The following is a 13752-nucleotide window of genomic DNA, read 5'->3' on the forward strand; positions in this document are numbered from 1 at the left end:
CGATGAAGTTATTCCTGAGGTTCTTGCCCGACAACGTGGCTGCTTCCGACAGTTGCGTAGGATAGGTCCGAACGTGTTTTTGGCTGAAGGATTTGGTTGCAGGTTCGGAAATGTCTTACGCGTTTTAGGCCTCATCGCGGGTCAAGCCCGCTCCCACGCAGGCTCGCTCCGGTGGCTGTGCATGGCGGGTGGTCAGGTGCTGCGGTTCATGCCGATTTCCATGTCGTAGATCAGCGCTTTGGCCATGGCGCTTAGGATGCGTGCGGAGCTGCCAGCGATCAGGTCGCTTTCCATTTCGGCTTCGCAGGTGAGGTGGCGGATGCAGCCGAGCAGGACGGACAGCTCGCCGAAGGCGTGCTCGAAGGGGATGCCGGGCTGGATGCTGTAGAGCTCCATGTAGGTGGTGACACCGGCGGTGTGGTGTTGGCGAGGTTGGTCGGTCATGGCTGGGCTCCTGCTGCGTGGCGGGTCAGGGGTTGCAGGAGCTGGCTGAGGTAGAGGCTGGTGTTGATGAGGGTTTGGCGTTGGTCTTCTTCGGCGCTGTCGAAGTAGAGGTCCAGGACCTGGTGCAGGCAGGTCATCAGGGCGTCGGCTTCGGTGCGGGCGGTTTCAGGGGTGAGGTTGGGGGAGAGGGTGAGGTAGCGGAACAGGTGGGGCGGATCGGGGACGAGCTTTTTCATGGCGGAATCTCAGTGCGTGATGGGAGCCGCCTCCTCGATCTTTCTCACGGATGTAAGGTGGCAGCCGTACGCGGGGTGAGAAACCGGTGCACTGAAGCCGGCCAGACCGAAGTCTGCCCGCGCATGGCTGCCATGAAGCGAAAGCCTGGCAGTGCAGGTCGGGTTCTCACACCCGGTCACCTAATGTGGCGACCCGGTGAAGTTATTCCTGAGGTTCTTGCCCGACAACGTGGCTGCTTCCGACAGTTGCGTAGGATAGGTCCGAACGTGTTTGTGGCTGAAGCATTTGGTTGCAGATTCGGAAATGTCTTACAGGTTTTGGGACCTATCGCGGGGCAAGCCCGCTCCCACGTTTTGGGTTCGCGCAGGCGTATCTCGGTAGCAACTCGTTGGGGTGATTTTTTACTGCGGGGCTGGGCAGCTTTTGGCCGCCAACTCAAAAGCTTTGCCATAATCAATATAGGTCTTCGGATCGTAGGGTTCGGCTGAAATCTCGAAGTTTGAGCTACCATTGGGTTGAATGTTTTGACGAACCCTCAAGCCCCACGTTCGGCCTTCATGCTCTGTGAGCAGATCGAATAGATGTGCTCTGATATCGCTGTATTCGCTTAGCCCGGAGTATACATACCGCAGATTCCTGTACCAGTCGGGGGTTGCAGTGGTGGCTCTAATGAGGGCTTTCGCAGTTTCCTGGTTAGCTTTACTCAGGTGATACATGCTGCCGAAAGAATATTCGCTTTGTGCCAACTTCGAGGCCGGTACGGGCAGCGCATTGCGACTTACTACGCGTGAATAGCCGCAATCGAATACCCAGTCGCCGCTTTTTACGTAGTCGTCGGCGTAGATAACTACGCCGTTGCCAAGATCTTTTTTGTATACGCTCGTCATTGCTTTGAATGCGTAGTAGTCAGTGAGAAATATCAAAGGAGCAATCATGGTGAAAACGAGCCAGAAGCTTTTGCGCCGAAGATAATACATCGTGCTTTCCTGATGGGGTGGTGGGCGGGTAGTTGAACTCAGCGGGTCTATACAGATTTCGCAATGTCTTTCCGGCCGAATTGCCGGGAGAGCCGGCCGCCACGTGCATGAATAGCCAAGTGCGGTGCCGCACCGGCAAGGCATTGTGTACTCTACGACCTAATATGACGGTGTGGCAGTTGCCTATTGCGCGACCGGACAGCTCTTCCTTGCAACCTCGAGCGCCTTGGCATAATCAACATAGGTCTCAGGGTCGTAAGACAAGGCGACGATATTGAAACTGGATTTACCGTCGTAATGGATATGTTGCCGAACCCGTAACGCCCATGTGCGGCCTTTATGTTGAGCCAGTAGGTCGAAAACATGCGTATCGAGGTTGCTGTTGTCGCCTAAGCCTGAATACAAGTAGCGCAAGCTTTCGTACCAATCAGGTTGTGTTGTTATGGCCCTGATGGCAGCTTTGGCAAGCTGCGTGTCAGTCGCACTCAATTCATACATGCTACCTATTGTAAACATGTTGGCCTGCCTCAATTTGGCGAGCGGAATAGGAAGTGGTTGACGGTTGATCAGTCGTGAGTACCTGCAATCGAATACCCAATGGCCGCTATTTACATAATCGTCGGCGTAAATCACCAGGCCGTTACCGAAGTCGGTTTTGTAGACACTAGTCGTGTTTTTGAACGCGTAGTTGGCAGTAAAAAATACAAAAGGACTAATGAGGGTGAGGGCAAGCCAGACACTTTTGTGTCGAAAGTAATCCATCGTGCTTTCCTGATAGAGCAATGAGGCTAGCGAATTGATTAAGGGGGTTAAGGTTTTTCATTGTCTCCACTGCGGGACAATCCTGCTCCCCCGGCCTCGGTATGGTAAGGCTAGCCCCGTTAGTCGGTCGTTATGGAGACTTTCGCTGAGGTGTTGGGCAACTTCTTGCCGCCGCCTCTAGTGCCTTGGTGTAGTCAATATAGTTTTCGGGGGCGTATAACTCAGCGAAAATCGTGAACCCAGAAGTTCCATTGGGTTGTATGTCCTGCCACACGTGAAAAGCCCACTGCCGACCGTCATGGTGAACCAGCAAGTCGAATGCATGAGCGGCGACATTGCTGTACTCGTCAAGGACGGAATAAAGGTAACGCAGGTTTTTATACCACTGAGATTTTGCTGTGATAGCTCTGATCGCTTGTTTTGCTAGCACCACATCGGATGGCGGGAGGTTATACATGGAGCCAATCGTGAGCTTGTCAGCGCGTTGCAATTCTGCGATTGGCGCAGGTAACGGCTGGCGACTAATCAGGCGTGAGTAGCGACAGTCAAATACCCAGCGGCCTGTGTTTACATACTCGTCGGCATAGATCACCACGCCGTTGCCGAAGTCTTTTTTGAATACACTGATCATAGGTTTCACTGCATAATTGACCGCAAGGTAAATCAAAGGAACAACCAGGATGAAGGCAGCTTTGATGCCTCTGCGTCGAACGAAACTCATTGGCGCCTCTTCAAAGGGTTGATTGCATCGAACTGATCCAGGAAGGACCGTATCCCATGCATTCAGACTCCGGGAATTTTGGGGAAGCATACGCTTCGGGTTAAAGATGGCTATGCCTCGAAATCAGAGGACCTGCTGCGTTGCTGTCATTGCGGTATAGGGCAGCTTTTCCTCGCAGCCTCTAACGCCTTGGCGTGGTCAATATAGGTTTCAGGGTCGTACAGTTCTGCAGTAACCAGAAAGTTAGATATGCCGGAGGACTGGATATGTTGCCATATTATCAAACCCCATTTTCGGTCTTCATGCTCAACCAGCATGTCGAATCCGTGTATGATGATACCTCCGTACTCATCAATGCCAGAGTACAGGTAACGAAGGTTCTTGTACCATTCCGGTATTGCAGTAGCGGCTCTAATCATGGACTTTGCTGCTGGTAAATCGGACTGTTTGAGGGAGTACATTGATTCGATGGTTAGTTTGCTAGCGCTTTTCAATTCGGAAATGGGAGGTGTGACTGGCTGGCGGCTGATCAGGCGTCCATACTCACAGTCGAAGACCCATTGGCCAGATTTTACATAGTCGTCTGCATAGATCACAACGCCGTTGCCTAAGTCTTTTTTATATACGCTTGTCATTATTTTGATACCGTAGAGTGTCGCTAGCAGTAGCGCCGGGCAGATGAAAATAAAGGCAATCCAGAATTTTTTACTTCGGTAGAAATTCAAATAAACCTCCAGGTGCACCAATCGGCGTATCGCCCGAGATCACAGGGTTCATGGCCCCCATCCTCTGGTAAGTAAACTTTTGCCGTTGATCTTTAATCCTCCGCTCAGCTTTTAGACTATCCCACCTCATGCACCACGCCTCATCCGGCGCAGTATTACCACTGAGCCCGCAAAGCTTGCCCCACTGCCGCTCGTCAAACGACCCCCAAGTATTCTTGTAGTCCGAGCGGCGCACGAACGCACGCACCTTGACCCGCAGATGGTCAGCCAGCAACTGCGCCAGGCTCTGATGGGTTTGCGGCAAGAACTGAATGCTGTCTTCAACCGGAAATTCGGAGCGGTTGCCCATGCCGGTACGGCAGGCATAACTGTCGATCTGCGCCTTACTGGTAAAAGCCTGGGGCGAGATCTGTTCGTAGTTGAGCATGTTCAGCGCCATGTCAAAGTCGTCGGCGAGTTGGTAGCCGAAGGCAACCCGTTGCGGTACGCCATGGCTGAACAGCGCCAGTTGCTCGATGGGAAATTGCGTCCGGTCTTTGCCCTCGTTCAGGTAGTCGATAAGTGCCTGGGCGGTTGCCACTTCCACATATTCGGCCTCGTAGGCGACAGCGGATTCGCGGGCGGCGCTGAGCATCTGTTCGTTGTACGAGGGCGTGAATACCACCAGCGTTCGTATCAGCGTCGGCTTGTTGCGCTTGAACTCGGCCAGCTCGCGCACGGCCTGGCCGATGAACATCATCTTGTTGCCTGAGCCTGCGTCATGCTGGCTGCCGGCGACGGCGATCAGTTCGGGTGTGGTCGTTTGGCTGGGTGCCGGCGGGGTTTTGCTGCTGGGGTTCAGCAGGGCGCCGGACAGCAGCGCCCTTTGCTGCAACTGCGGGTCGGCTAGCAGTTCCGCCATCAGTTGCTCGTCCACCGAGCCGTCCGGGCGCACGGCGCCGAGCTTGGCGAAGTCGATGACGGTTTGGCTGGCCTCCCCGCCGAACATGAAGCCACCGAAGGTATCCGGGCTGCCGGTGAGAATGGTGCCGCCGTGGCTGGTGGGGCTGCCGAGGTGGGCCATTGGCTGGCCGTCGATGGTGATGTAGGGGAAGCCGGCGGTGATGACCGCGCCGCAGCCGCAGACATCACCGACGCGGGCGGCGCCCAGGGAGTTGATTTGCGTGGTGGGCGAGGCGGACACGATGGGCGTGATGCCGTGGCCGGGGAGGGGGCAGAAGTGGGTGTCGCCGAGTCGAGCGGTAGGGATCATGCCATTCCTTGGTATCGAACGATGCGTTGGAAAGGCACCTGGGCCAGGACGGTCTCGGTCCGTGAGCAGGGGTCGTGACGGGGTGCCGGGGAGCTGCGCCGGGTACTTGGGGCAGTGGCTGGGGACGTTATCCGTGGGGGATTGGGGCTGCTACGTGACCGATTCCTATAAGTGCGTAGGAAAGGTCTGATTGGTTTTGGCGCTGAAGCATTTGGTTGCGGGTTTGGAAATTTCTGGCGGGTTTGCGGGCCTTGTCGCGGTTCAAGCCCGCTCCCACGATCTGCGGATTGCCGGTGAGTGCTGGGCTCAATCGCATTTGCTGCGCGAATAGCGCGAGCGTTTGAACAGCAGGCGCTGGCCGGCGAGGGCGAACAGCAGTCCCCATTGGCCGCCATCGAGTTGCAGCACCTGGCGTTCGCCCAGTTGGGAGCAACGGGTGATGCTGACGGCCATCAGCACCAGGTACAGCGTTGCTCGCAAGGTTGTTGAGCGGCATAGCCAGTCGAGCAAAAAAGCCGCCGCCAAGGTGTAACCCATCAGGTAGAGCTCTGACATGTCGGCCTCTCGCTCAGAGAATGAGCAGTTGGGAGAAGGTTTGGGGGCCGATGCCGCGCTTTTCCGCAGGCCTTGGCGGCAATCCGTGCGTTGCGGACGATGCCTGCCGGGGGAAGGGGGGCATATTCAGCTTGGTCTGAATTTGGTGTGGGAAAGGTCTGGTGGCTGAGAGGGGGGGGAGGGCCAATCGCCGGCAAGCCGGTTCTCATAGAACAAACTACAAGCCATTGATTTAACGCGGTCTCTGTGGGCGCCGCCTTGTGTCGCGAAGCAGGCCCGAGGTCTCAGTCTCATGCAACATTGCCGGGGCTGCTGCGCAGCCCATCGCGACACAAGGCCGCTTCCCACAGGGGGGAGCGCGTCAACTTTTAGAGGTTGAGCAAGACAGTTGCATCTGACGGGGATCGCGCTGGCTTTGAGGGTTTCAACAAGACCGGGATCTAGGTGCATACGGGTGACGGGCCGCCGCGCAGGCGGCCCGCTGGTTCAGAGGCTGCGGGCGCGGGTTACGCGGTCCACCAGGTACACCAGCCCGTGGTAGTCGATACCGCTATGGCTCGACAAACCGATCTCGCAGGTGCGGCTGGTGGAGATGCCTTCGCTGCAATACTGCACGGCATCCTTCAGCGTGCGCAGCGAGTGGGCGTTCAGCTCGGGGGTGGTGAAGCCTTTGTCGCCGGCAAAGCCGCAGCAGTGAATGCCTTCGGGGATTACCACCTGCTTGCTGCAGCGCCGCGCCAGGTCGATCAGCGCCTGGCTTTCGCCCAGGTGCTGGGTGCTGCAGGTCACGTGCACGGCCACCGGTTCGTCTTGCGGGGTGAACTCGAGCTTGTCCACCAGGTGGGTGCGGATGAAACGCACCGGGTCGTAGAGGTCCAGGCGGGTTTCGCCGAGGTCCTGGACCAGGCGCAGGGTGCACGGGCTGGTGTCGCAGTAGATGGGGTCGAGGCCGCCGCGGCTGGCGTGCAGCAGCGCGGCGATCAGCTCCTGGCGCTTGTGCTCGGCTTGCTCGGTGTAGCCCTTGGAGGCGAACGGCTGGCCGCAGCACAGGCTGTCGGCGTTGCCGGGGAACACCACCTGGTAGCCGGCCTTTTCCAGCAGGGCGCGGGTTTTGTCCAGCAGCGAGCTTTGCTCGCGGTCGGCGTAGGCGGGGCCCATCACGCGGGACACGCAGGCGGCGAGGTACACCACCCGTGGGCGGGCGTCGTTGCTGGCCGGGCCGAAGTCGATGGGCTTGAGCGGCTGCGGCATGGCCGGGGTCCACTGTGGCAGGCGGCCGTTGCTGGCTTTGCTCAGGGTGGCGCTGATGCGCGACATGCGCGGGGCGCCGAGCAGCTTGCGTGCGCCGTTGGCGGCGGCCAGGGTCAGGCGCGCGCCGCGCAGGGTGGTGTGGAAGTGCTCGGCCAGCCAGTCGGCGGTCTTGATGTGCTCGGCGGCCTGGCTGCGCAGCTTCTTCACCAGCTCGCCGGTGTTGATGCCCACCGGGCAGCGCTGGGCGCACAGGCCGGTGGCGGCGCAGGTGTCGATGCCCTGGTACTGGTAGGTTTGCAGCAGCTCGCGGGTGTCGACGCCTGCGCGGGTTTTCGCCTGGATGTCGCGCCACATCACGATGCGCTGGCGCGGGCTGAGGGTCAGGCCCTTGGACGGGCACACGGGCTCGCAGAAGCCGCATTCGATGCACTTGTCGACGATTTCGTCGGCGGCGGGCAGCGGCTTGAGGTTTTTCAGGTGGATGTCGGGGTCAGTGCTCAGCACCACGTCGGGGTTGAGGATGCCGTTGGGGTCGAGCAGGCGCTTGAGCTGCCACATCAGCTGGTAGGCGTCATTGCCCCACTCCAGCTCGACGAACGGCGCCATGTTGCGGCCGGTGCCGTGTTCGGCCTTGAGCGAGCCGCCAAACTCCACGGCCACCAGTTGCGCCACGTCGTCCATGAACGCCTGGTAGCGGGCGACTTCTTCGGCGCTGTTGAAGCCCTGGGTGAAGACGAAGTGCAGGTTGCCTTCCAGCGCGTGGCCGAAAATGATCGCCTCGTCGTAGCGGTGCTTGTCGAACAGCTGGATCAGGCGGTTGACGCCTTCGGCGAGCTGCTCGACGGGGAAGGTGACGTCTTCGATGATTACCGTGGTGCCGGTTTGGCGCACGGCGCCGACGGCGGGGAAGGTGTCCTTGCGGATCTTCCACAGCTGGTTGTACACGGCGGGGTCTTCGCTGAACTCGACCTTTTGCTCCAGCGGGTAATCGACGATGGCGGCCATCACCTGCCCGAGCTGCTCGTGCAGCAGGCTCTGGCTGGCAGCGCGGGACTCGATCAGCAGGGCGCAGGCGTTATCCGACAGGCCTTTGACCCACAGCGGCATGCCGGGCATCTCCTGCACCGAGCGCATGCTGCGCCGGTCCAGCAGCTCCACGGCCGACACGGGCTGGCGCTTGAGCACGGTGACGGCGCGGCAGCAGCTCTCGACGGTGGGGAACACCAGCAGGGCGCTGGCCTTGTGCGGGTGGTCGGGCACGGTGTCGTAGGTGACGGCGCTGATGAAGCCCAGGGTGCCTTCGGAGCCGACCAGCAGGTGCTGCAGAATGTCCAGCGGCTGGTCGTAGTCCACCAGTGCGTTCAGCGACAGGCCCGTCGTATTTTTCAGTCGGTATTTGTGGCGGATGCGTTCGGCCAGCGCGGTGTTGGCGCGGGTCTCGCGGCCCAGGCGGGCGAGCTCGCTTAACAGTGCGGCGTGGCTGTGTTCGAAGGCGGCCACGCTGGCCGGGTCTTCGCTGTCCAGGCGGGTGCCGTCGGCCAGTACCAGGCGCAGGCCGGCGAGGGTGTGGTAGGTGTTCTGCGCGGTGCCGCAGCACATGCCGCTGGCGTTGTTGGCGACGATGCCGCCGATCTTGCAGGCGTTGATCGAGGCAGGGTCGGGGCCGATCTTGCGCCCGTAGGGGGCCAGCCAGGCGTTGGCCTGGGCGCCGATGACGCCGGGTTGCAGGCGGATCTGCTCGCCATCGTGGCGGATTTCGCGGCCGTTCCAGTTGTCGCCGAGCACGATCAGCACCGAGTCGCTGATGGCCTGGCCGCTGAGGCTGGTGCCGGCGGCGCGGAAGGTGACCGGCACGCGCTCGCGTTGGGCCAGCTGGATCAAGGCGACCACTTCGTCCTCGGACTCCACCCGCACCACCAGCTTGGGTATCAAGCGGTAGAAGCTGGCGTCGGTGCCGAAGGCCAGGGTCGAGGTGGGGTCGTCGAAGCGGCGTTCGGCGGGGATCAGGCGCTCGGCATCACGCAGGAACGCGGCAGGCAGGCTCATGCAGTCTCCTCGCGGGGCCGCAGCGTCTGCGCGCGGCGTGCCCCGGTCATTCAGGCGGTATCGGGTGCGGGCGCTCAGGCGCCCAGTTCGCGGACCAGCGAATCGCGGGTGATCTCGCTGATGGTCTTGGCCCCGGTCAGCACCATGGCCACGCGCATTTCTTTCTCGAACAACTCCAGCAGGTTCTTCACCCCGGCCTGGCCATGCACGGCCAGGGCCCACAGGAAGGCGCGGCCGATCAGTACGGTGTCGGCGCCCATGGCGATCATGCGCACCACGTCCAGGCCGCTGCGAATGCCGGAGTCGGCGAGGATCTTGATATCGCCTTTGACTGCATCGGCGATGGCCGGCAGGGCGCGGGCGCTGGACAGCACGCCGTCGAGCTGGCGCCCGCCGTGGTTGGAGACGACGATACCGTCGGCGCCGAACTTGACTGCGTCGCGGGCGTCATCGGCGTCGAGGATGCCCTTGATGATCATCGGGCCGTCCCAGAATTCGCGAATCCACTCCAGGTCCTTCCACGAAATCGACGGGTCGAAGTTGGCGCCCAGCCAGCCGATGTAGTCGGCCAGGCCCGTGGGGTTGCCGCGGTATTTGGAAATGTTGCCCAGGTCGTGCGGGCGGCCCATCACGCCGACGTCCCAGGCCCATTCGGGGTGGGTCATGGCTTGCAGCACGCGGCGCAGCGGGCCGTTGGCGCCGCTCATGCCGGAGTGGGCGTCGCGGTAGCGGGCGCCGGGTACCGGCATGTCGACGGTGAACACCAGGGTTTTCACGCCGGCGGCCTTGGCACGCTCCAGGGCGTTGCGCATGAAGCCGCGGTCTTTCAATACATACAGCTGGAACCACATCGGCCGGTCGATGGCGGGTGCGACTTCTTCGATCGGGCACACCGACACGGTGGACATGGTGAACGGGATGCCGTGGGCGGCGGCGGCGCGGGCGGCCTGCACTTCGCCGCGGCGGGCATACATGCCGGTGAGGCCGACCGGGGCCAGGGCCACGGGCATGCTCAGGGTTTCGTCGAACAGCTTTGTCTCTAGGCTGAGCTCGGACATGTTCTTCAGCACGCGCTGGCGCAGGGCGATGCCGGCCAGGTCCGACACGTTGTGGCGCAGGGTGTGCTCGGCGTAGGCGCCGCCGTCGGCGTAGTGGAACAGGAAGGGGGGCAGCTTGCGTTGGGCCGCGGCGCGATAGTCGGTAGAGGCGGAAATGATCATGGATTCTCGCAGCGTGGGTGGTAGGAGATGCCGGGCGCATTGGTGCGCCCGGCCCCTTTCACTTTAGTGATGAACCAGCATGCCGGTCAGCCAGTAAGCCTGGATCAGGGTGATCAGGCCGACGATGGTGGCGAAGAACAGGCTGTGCTTGACGGTGAAGCGGAACAGGTCCGATTCCTTGCCGACCAGGCCGGTGGCGGCGCAGGCCACGGCGATGGACTGCGGCGAGATCATCTTGCCGGTTACGCCGCCGCTGGTGTTGGCCGCGACCAGCAGGGTGTCGTTGACGCCGATCTGGTGGGCGGTGGTGGCCTGCAGCGAGCTGAACAGGGCGTTGGACGAGGTGTCGGAGCCGGTCAGGAACACGCCCAGCCAGCCGAGGAACGGCGAGAAGAACGGGAACGCAGCGCCGGTGCCGGCCAGTACCAGGGCCATGGTCGAGGACATGCCGGAGTAGTTGGTGACGAAGGCGAAGGCCAGCACCATGCCGATGGACAGGATTGGCCAGCGCAGTTCCCAGAAAGTCTCTTTGAAAGTGGTCAGACCAGTTTTGAAGTTGATCTTCAGCACCGCCATGGAGATCAGGGCAGACAGGAAGATGGCCGTGCCGGTGGCGGAGATCGGGTCGAGCTTGAACACCGCAGGCATGGCAGTGGGCGCGGTGACGATCGGCGCGGTCTTGACCACCAACTGGTCAAGGTGCGGGATGGCGAAGTTGAACACGAAGTTGTACATCGCGCCGCCCGGGGCGAACGCGGCCTTGAACGGCTTAAGGGTCCAGATGGTCACCAGCACGGTGAGGATCAAAAACGGCGACCAGGCCTTGAAGATCTCGCCAAAGCTGTACGGGGTCGGCTGGCTGCCGCCCGACTGCACCACGGCGGCGCCGACGCTGCCGCGCGCTTCGCTGAACGAGCGCTTGGGTTGCCAGACTTTCAGGAACAGGGTCAGGCAGATCAGGCTGGCCAGGGCCGAGGTGATGTCCGGCAGCTCCGGGCCGATGAAGTTGGAGGTGAAGTACTGGGTGACGGCGAAGCTCAGGCCGGCTACCAGGGCGGCAGGCCAGGTTTCTTTCACGCCGCGCAGGCCGTCCATCATGAACACCAGCCAGAACGGCACGAACAGCGACAGCAGCGGCAGCTGGCGGCCGGTCATGGCGCCGATGTGGAAGGCGTCGATGCCGGTGACTTGCCCCGCGACGATGATCGGGATGCCCAGGGCGCCGAAGGCCACCGGCGCGGTGTTGGCGATCAGGCACAGGCCGGCGGCGTACAGCGGGTTGAAGCCCAGGCCCACCAGCAGCGCGGCGGTGATGGCCACCGGGGCGCCGAAGCCGGCTGCGCCTTCGAGGAAGGCACCGAAGCAGAAGCCGATCAGCAGCACCTGCAGGCGCTGGTCGTCGGTGATCGACAGCACCGAGCTGCGGATCACTTCGAACTGGCCGCTCTTGACCGTGAGTTTGTAGAGGAACACCGCGGCAACGATGATCCAGGCAATCGGCCACAGGCCGTACAGGAAGCCATAGCCGGCGGCGGCCAGGGCCATGTCCACGGGCATCTGGAAGGCGAAGATGGCCACCAGGATCGACAGTGCAAGGGTGATGCTGCCGGCGACGTGGCCCTTGAGGCGGAACACGGCGAGGGCGAGGAAGAAGAACACGATGGGAACGACCGCCGCCAGTGCGGACAGGCCGAGACTACCGAGCGGGGTATAGAGTTGTTGCCAGGTTTGCATACGGGGTGGCCCCTAATTGTTGTTGGTCAGGCACTGGCATTGGATAATTGGTAAGACCAATTTACAATGGCTGGTCGCTAGGTTAAAAGCCGCTTCGTGGGTGTGTCAATTTGTCCTGTGGAAAACTTTGGTCGTATGCCGATGAGCGGGCGGCTGAGTGGCGCTGAAAAACGCCAACTGATGGGTGTCGGGGTGGGCTGGTTAGGCGCAGAATAGGCGCCCCCGGCCCGGTACCGCCGGGGTTCGTGGAGAGCATGTGATGGTTTTTGATCAGGTCCGCCAACGGCGCCTGTCCGACGACATCGTCGATCGGTTGGAAGGGATGATTCTGGAAGGCACGCTGACCTCGGGCCAGCGGCTGCCGGCCGAGCGCGCCCTGGCCGAGCAGTTCGGGGTGTCGCGCCCGTCGTTGCGCGAGGCGATCCAGAAGCTGGTGGCCAAGGGGCTGCTGGTCAGCCGCCAGGGTGGCGGCAACTATGTGGCGGAGTCACTCGGCTCGACGTTCAGCGACCCGCTGCTCAAGTTGCTCGAGGGTAGCCCCGAGGCGCAGCGCGACCTGCTGGAGTTTCGCCATACGCTGGAGGCGTCCTGCGCCTACTACGCGGCGCAGCGCGCCACCGGGCCGGACCGCGAGCGCTTGAAGGTGGCCTTCGATGCGCTGCAGGACTGCTACAACCGGGTTGACGAGGTCAGCCGGGCGGAGGAGGGCGCGGCCGATGCGCGCTTTCACCTGGCGATTGCCGAGGCCAGCCACAATGCGGTGCTGCTGCACACCATCCGCGGGCTGTTCGATCTGCTCAAGCGCAACGTGGTCACCAACATCGGTGGTATGTACCAGCAGCGCAGCGAGACGCGCGACATGCTGATCAGCCAGCACCGCGAGTTGTACCAGGCGATTGTCGAGGGGCGGGCCGAGGAGGCGCGGGAGGTGTCCAGCCGGCACATTCTGTATGTGCAGGAGGTGCTGGAAGAGGCGCAGGAAGAGGCTCAGCGGGTGGCGCGGGCGGAGCGGCGCAGCGGGCGGTAATAGAGCTCGCCGCTTTCACGGTTTCTGTAGGAGCGGCCTTGTGCCGCGAAAAGGGCGCGCAGCGGCCTCAGGGCTTTTGCATCATTGAAGATCGCCGGGGCTGCTGTGCAGCCCATCGCGACACAAGGCCGCTTCCCACAGGAATCACCGTGGCCGCTCGGGGCGGGGTTAGTCTTCCTTGCCCTTGTTGCGCATGGTGCGCTGCAGCTCGCGGTTGGAGTCGCGCTCGCGCACGGTGTCGCGCTTGTCGAACTCCTTCTTGCCCTTGCCGAGCGCGATTTCGCACTTGATCAGGTGCTTGCTCCAGTACAGCGACATCGCCACACAGGTGTAGCCCTTTTGCGCCACGGCGGCTTCCAGGCGCTCCAGCTCGCGCTTGTTCAGCAGCAGCTTGCGGGTGCGGATGGGGTCGGCGATGACGTGGGTGCTGGCGGTGGTCAGCGGGGTGATGTGGCTGCCGAACAGCCAGGCTTCGCCATCCTTGAGCAGCACGTAGCTGTCGGTCAGGTGCGCCTTGCCGGCCCGCAGGCTTTTTACTTCCCAACCGGACAGGACCAGCCCGGCCTCGAACTTGTGTTCGATGAAGTAATCGTGTCGCGCCTTTTTGTTCTGCGCGATGGTCCCGGTCGGATGTTTCTTTTGCTTAGCCATAGGGGCCGCATTATAGGGAGTCGCCGCGCGCTCGGCTACGGGGTTTAGCTGCGCTTGAGCCTGTAGGACGAATCCCTGACAATGGTGGCCTTGTTCTGTTGATCAGAACTGTTTTTCCGGCGCTGCGAAGCGCCGCCGCCCCGTTTGGAA

At 61.6% G+C, this 13752-nt stretch carries 13 protein-coding genes; 1 reads left to right on the forward strand and 12 read right to left on the reverse strand.

The window, feature by feature from the left end; genetic code table 11:
- Positions 1-192: 192 nt before the first annotated feature.
- The 11 genes from KSS94_RS03595 to KSS94_RS03645 form a co-directional block, all read right to left on the reverse strand.
- Positions 193-444, reverse strand: coding sequence for a DUF3077 domain-containing protein (locus KSS94_RS03595; RefSeq protein WP_217841692.1), 252 nt, complete (start codon positions 442-444; stop codon positions 193-195).
- Entirely contained in the window at positions 441-680 is a 240-nt protein-coding gene (locus KSS94_RS03600) for a hypothetical protein (protein WP_217841693.1), read from the reverse strand. Before KSS94_RS03600 ends, KSS94_RS03595 begins: the two co-directional genes overlap by 4 nt.
- 402 nt (positions 681-1082) lie before the next feature.
- Positions 1083-1658, reverse strand: a complete 576-nt coding sequence (locus KSS94_RS03605; protein ID WP_217841694.1) for a hypothetical protein — start codon at positions 1656-1658, stop codon at positions 1083-1085.
- A 183-nt stretch (positions 1659-1841) separates the two neighbouring features.
- Positions 1842-2420, reverse strand: coding sequence for a hypothetical protein (locus KSS94_RS03610; protein WP_217841695.1), 579 nt, complete (start codon positions 2418-2420; stop codon positions 1842-1844).
- A gap of 130 nt (positions 2421-2550) precedes the next feature.
- On the reverse strand, positions 2551-3141 hold the full coding sequence (locus tag KSS94_RS03615) for a hypothetical protein (RefSeq protein WP_217841696.1): 591 nt from the start codon (positions 3139-3141) through the stop codon (positions 2551-2553).
- Positions 3142-3287: 146 nt separating this feature from the next.
- Positions 3288-3866, reverse strand: a complete 579-nt coding sequence (locus KSS94_RS03620; protein ID WP_217841697.1) for a hypothetical protein — start codon at positions 3864-3866, stop codon at positions 3288-3290.
- Positions 3847-5118, reverse strand: a complete 1272-nt coding sequence (locus tag KSS94_RS03625; protein WP_217841698.1) for a PAAR domain-containing protein — start codon at positions 5116-5118, stop codon at positions 3847-3849. Before KSS94_RS03625 ends, KSS94_RS03620 begins: the two co-directional genes overlap by 20 nt.
- 306 nt (positions 5119-5424) lie before the next feature.
- On the reverse strand, positions 5425-5673 hold the full coding sequence (locus KSS94_RS03630; RefSeq protein ID WP_217841699.1) for a hypothetical protein: 249 nt from the start codon (positions 5671-5673) through the stop codon (positions 5425-5427).
- Between the two features lie 486 nt (positions 5674-6159).
- A complete protein-coding gene (locus KSS94_RS03635; RefSeq protein WP_217841700.1) occupies positions 6160-8970 on the reverse strand; it encodes an FAD-binding and (Fe-S)-binding domain-containing protein in 2811 nt (936 codons plus the stop codon).
- Between the two features lie 74 nt (positions 8971-9044).
- Positions 9045-10190, reverse strand: coding sequence for an FMN-dependent L-lactate dehydrogenase LldD (lldD, locus tag KSS94_RS03640; RefSeq protein ID WP_217841701.1), 1146 nt, complete (start codon positions 10188-10190; stop codon positions 9045-9047).
- A 63-nt stretch (positions 10191-10253) separates the two neighbouring features.
- Positions 10254-11924 (reverse strand): lactate permease LctP family transporter, encoded by a 1671-nt coding sequence (locus tag KSS94_RS03645; protein WP_217841702.1) that lies wholly within the window; start codon positions 11922-11924, stop codon positions 10254-10256.
- Positions 11925-12183: 259 nt separating this feature from the next.
- Here KSS94_RS03645 and KSS94_RS03650 point away from each other — a divergent pair, with 259 nt between their 5' ends.
- Complete coding sequence (locus KSS94_RS03650; RefSeq protein WP_217841703.1) at positions 12184-12951, forward strand: FCD domain-containing protein; 768 nt, start codon at positions 12184-12186, stop codon at positions 12949-12951.
- 168 nt (positions 12952-13119) lie between these two features.
- On the opposite strand, the gene smpB is transcribed toward KSS94_RS03650, so the two are convergent.
- Positions 13120-13602 (reverse strand): SsrA-binding protein SmpB, encoded by a 483-nt coding sequence (gene smpB, locus KSS94_RS03655; protein WP_217841704.1) that lies wholly within the window; start codon positions 13600-13602, stop codon positions 13120-13122.
- Positions 13603-13752 lie beyond the last annotated feature (150 nt).

It is taken from the genome of Pseudomonas fakonensis (assembly GCF_019139895.1).
In the GTDB taxonomy this organism is placed as follows: Bacteria; Pseudomonadota; Gammaproteobacteria; order Pseudomonadales; family Pseudomonadaceae; genus Aquipseudomonas; species Aquipseudomonas fakonensis.

Bases quoted from the DNA above. Each gene is read 5' to 3' on its own strand.
- KSS94_RS03625 (WP_217841698.1), bottom strand. From the start codon at position 5,118: ATGATCCCTACCGCTCGACTCGGCGACACCCACTTCTGCCCCCTCCCC.
- lldD (WP_217841701.1), bottom strand. From the start codon at position 10,190: ATGATCATTTCCGCCTCTACCGACTATCGCGCCGCGGCCCAACGCAAG.
- KSS94_RS03630 (WP_217841699.1), bottom strand. From the start codon at position 5,673: ATGTCAGAGCTCTACCTGATGGGTTACACCTTGGCGGCGGCTTTTTTG.
- KSS94_RS03600 (WP_217841693.1), bottom strand. From the start codon at position 680: ATGAAAAAGCTCGTCCCCGATCCGCCCCACCTGTTCCGCTACCTCACC.
- KSS94_RS03635 (WP_217841700.1), bottom strand. From the start codon at position 8,970: ATGAGCCTGCCTGCCGCGTTCCTGCGTGATGCCGAGCGCCTGATCCCC.
- KSS94_RS03595 (WP_217841692.1), bottom strand. From the start codon at position 444: ATGACCGACCAACCTCGCCAACACCACACCGCCGGTGTCACCACCTAC.
- KSS94_RS03610 (WP_217841695.1), bottom strand. From the start codon at position 2,420: ATGGATTACTTTCGACACAAAAGTGTCTGGCTTGCCCTCACCCTCATT.
- KSS94_RS03615 (WP_217841696.1), bottom strand. From the start codon at position 3,141: ATGAGTTTCGTTCGACGCAGAGGCATCAAAGCTGCCTTCATCCTGGTT.
- smpB (WP_217841704.1), bottom strand. From the start codon at position 13,602: ATGGCTAAGCAAAAGAAACATCCGACCGGGACCATCGCGCAGAACAAA.
- KSS94_RS03605 (WP_217841694.1), bottom strand. From the start codon at position 1,658: ATGTATTATCTTCGGCGCAAAAGCTTCTGGCTCGTTTTCACCATGATT.
- KSS94_RS03650 (WP_217841703.1), top strand. From the start codon at position 12,184: ATGGTTTTTGATCAGGTCCGCCAACGGCGCCTGTCCGACGACATCGTC.
- KSS94_RS03645 (WP_217841702.1), bottom strand. From the start codon at position 11,924: ATGCAAACCTGGCAACAACTCTATACCCCGCTCGGTAGTCTCGGCCTG.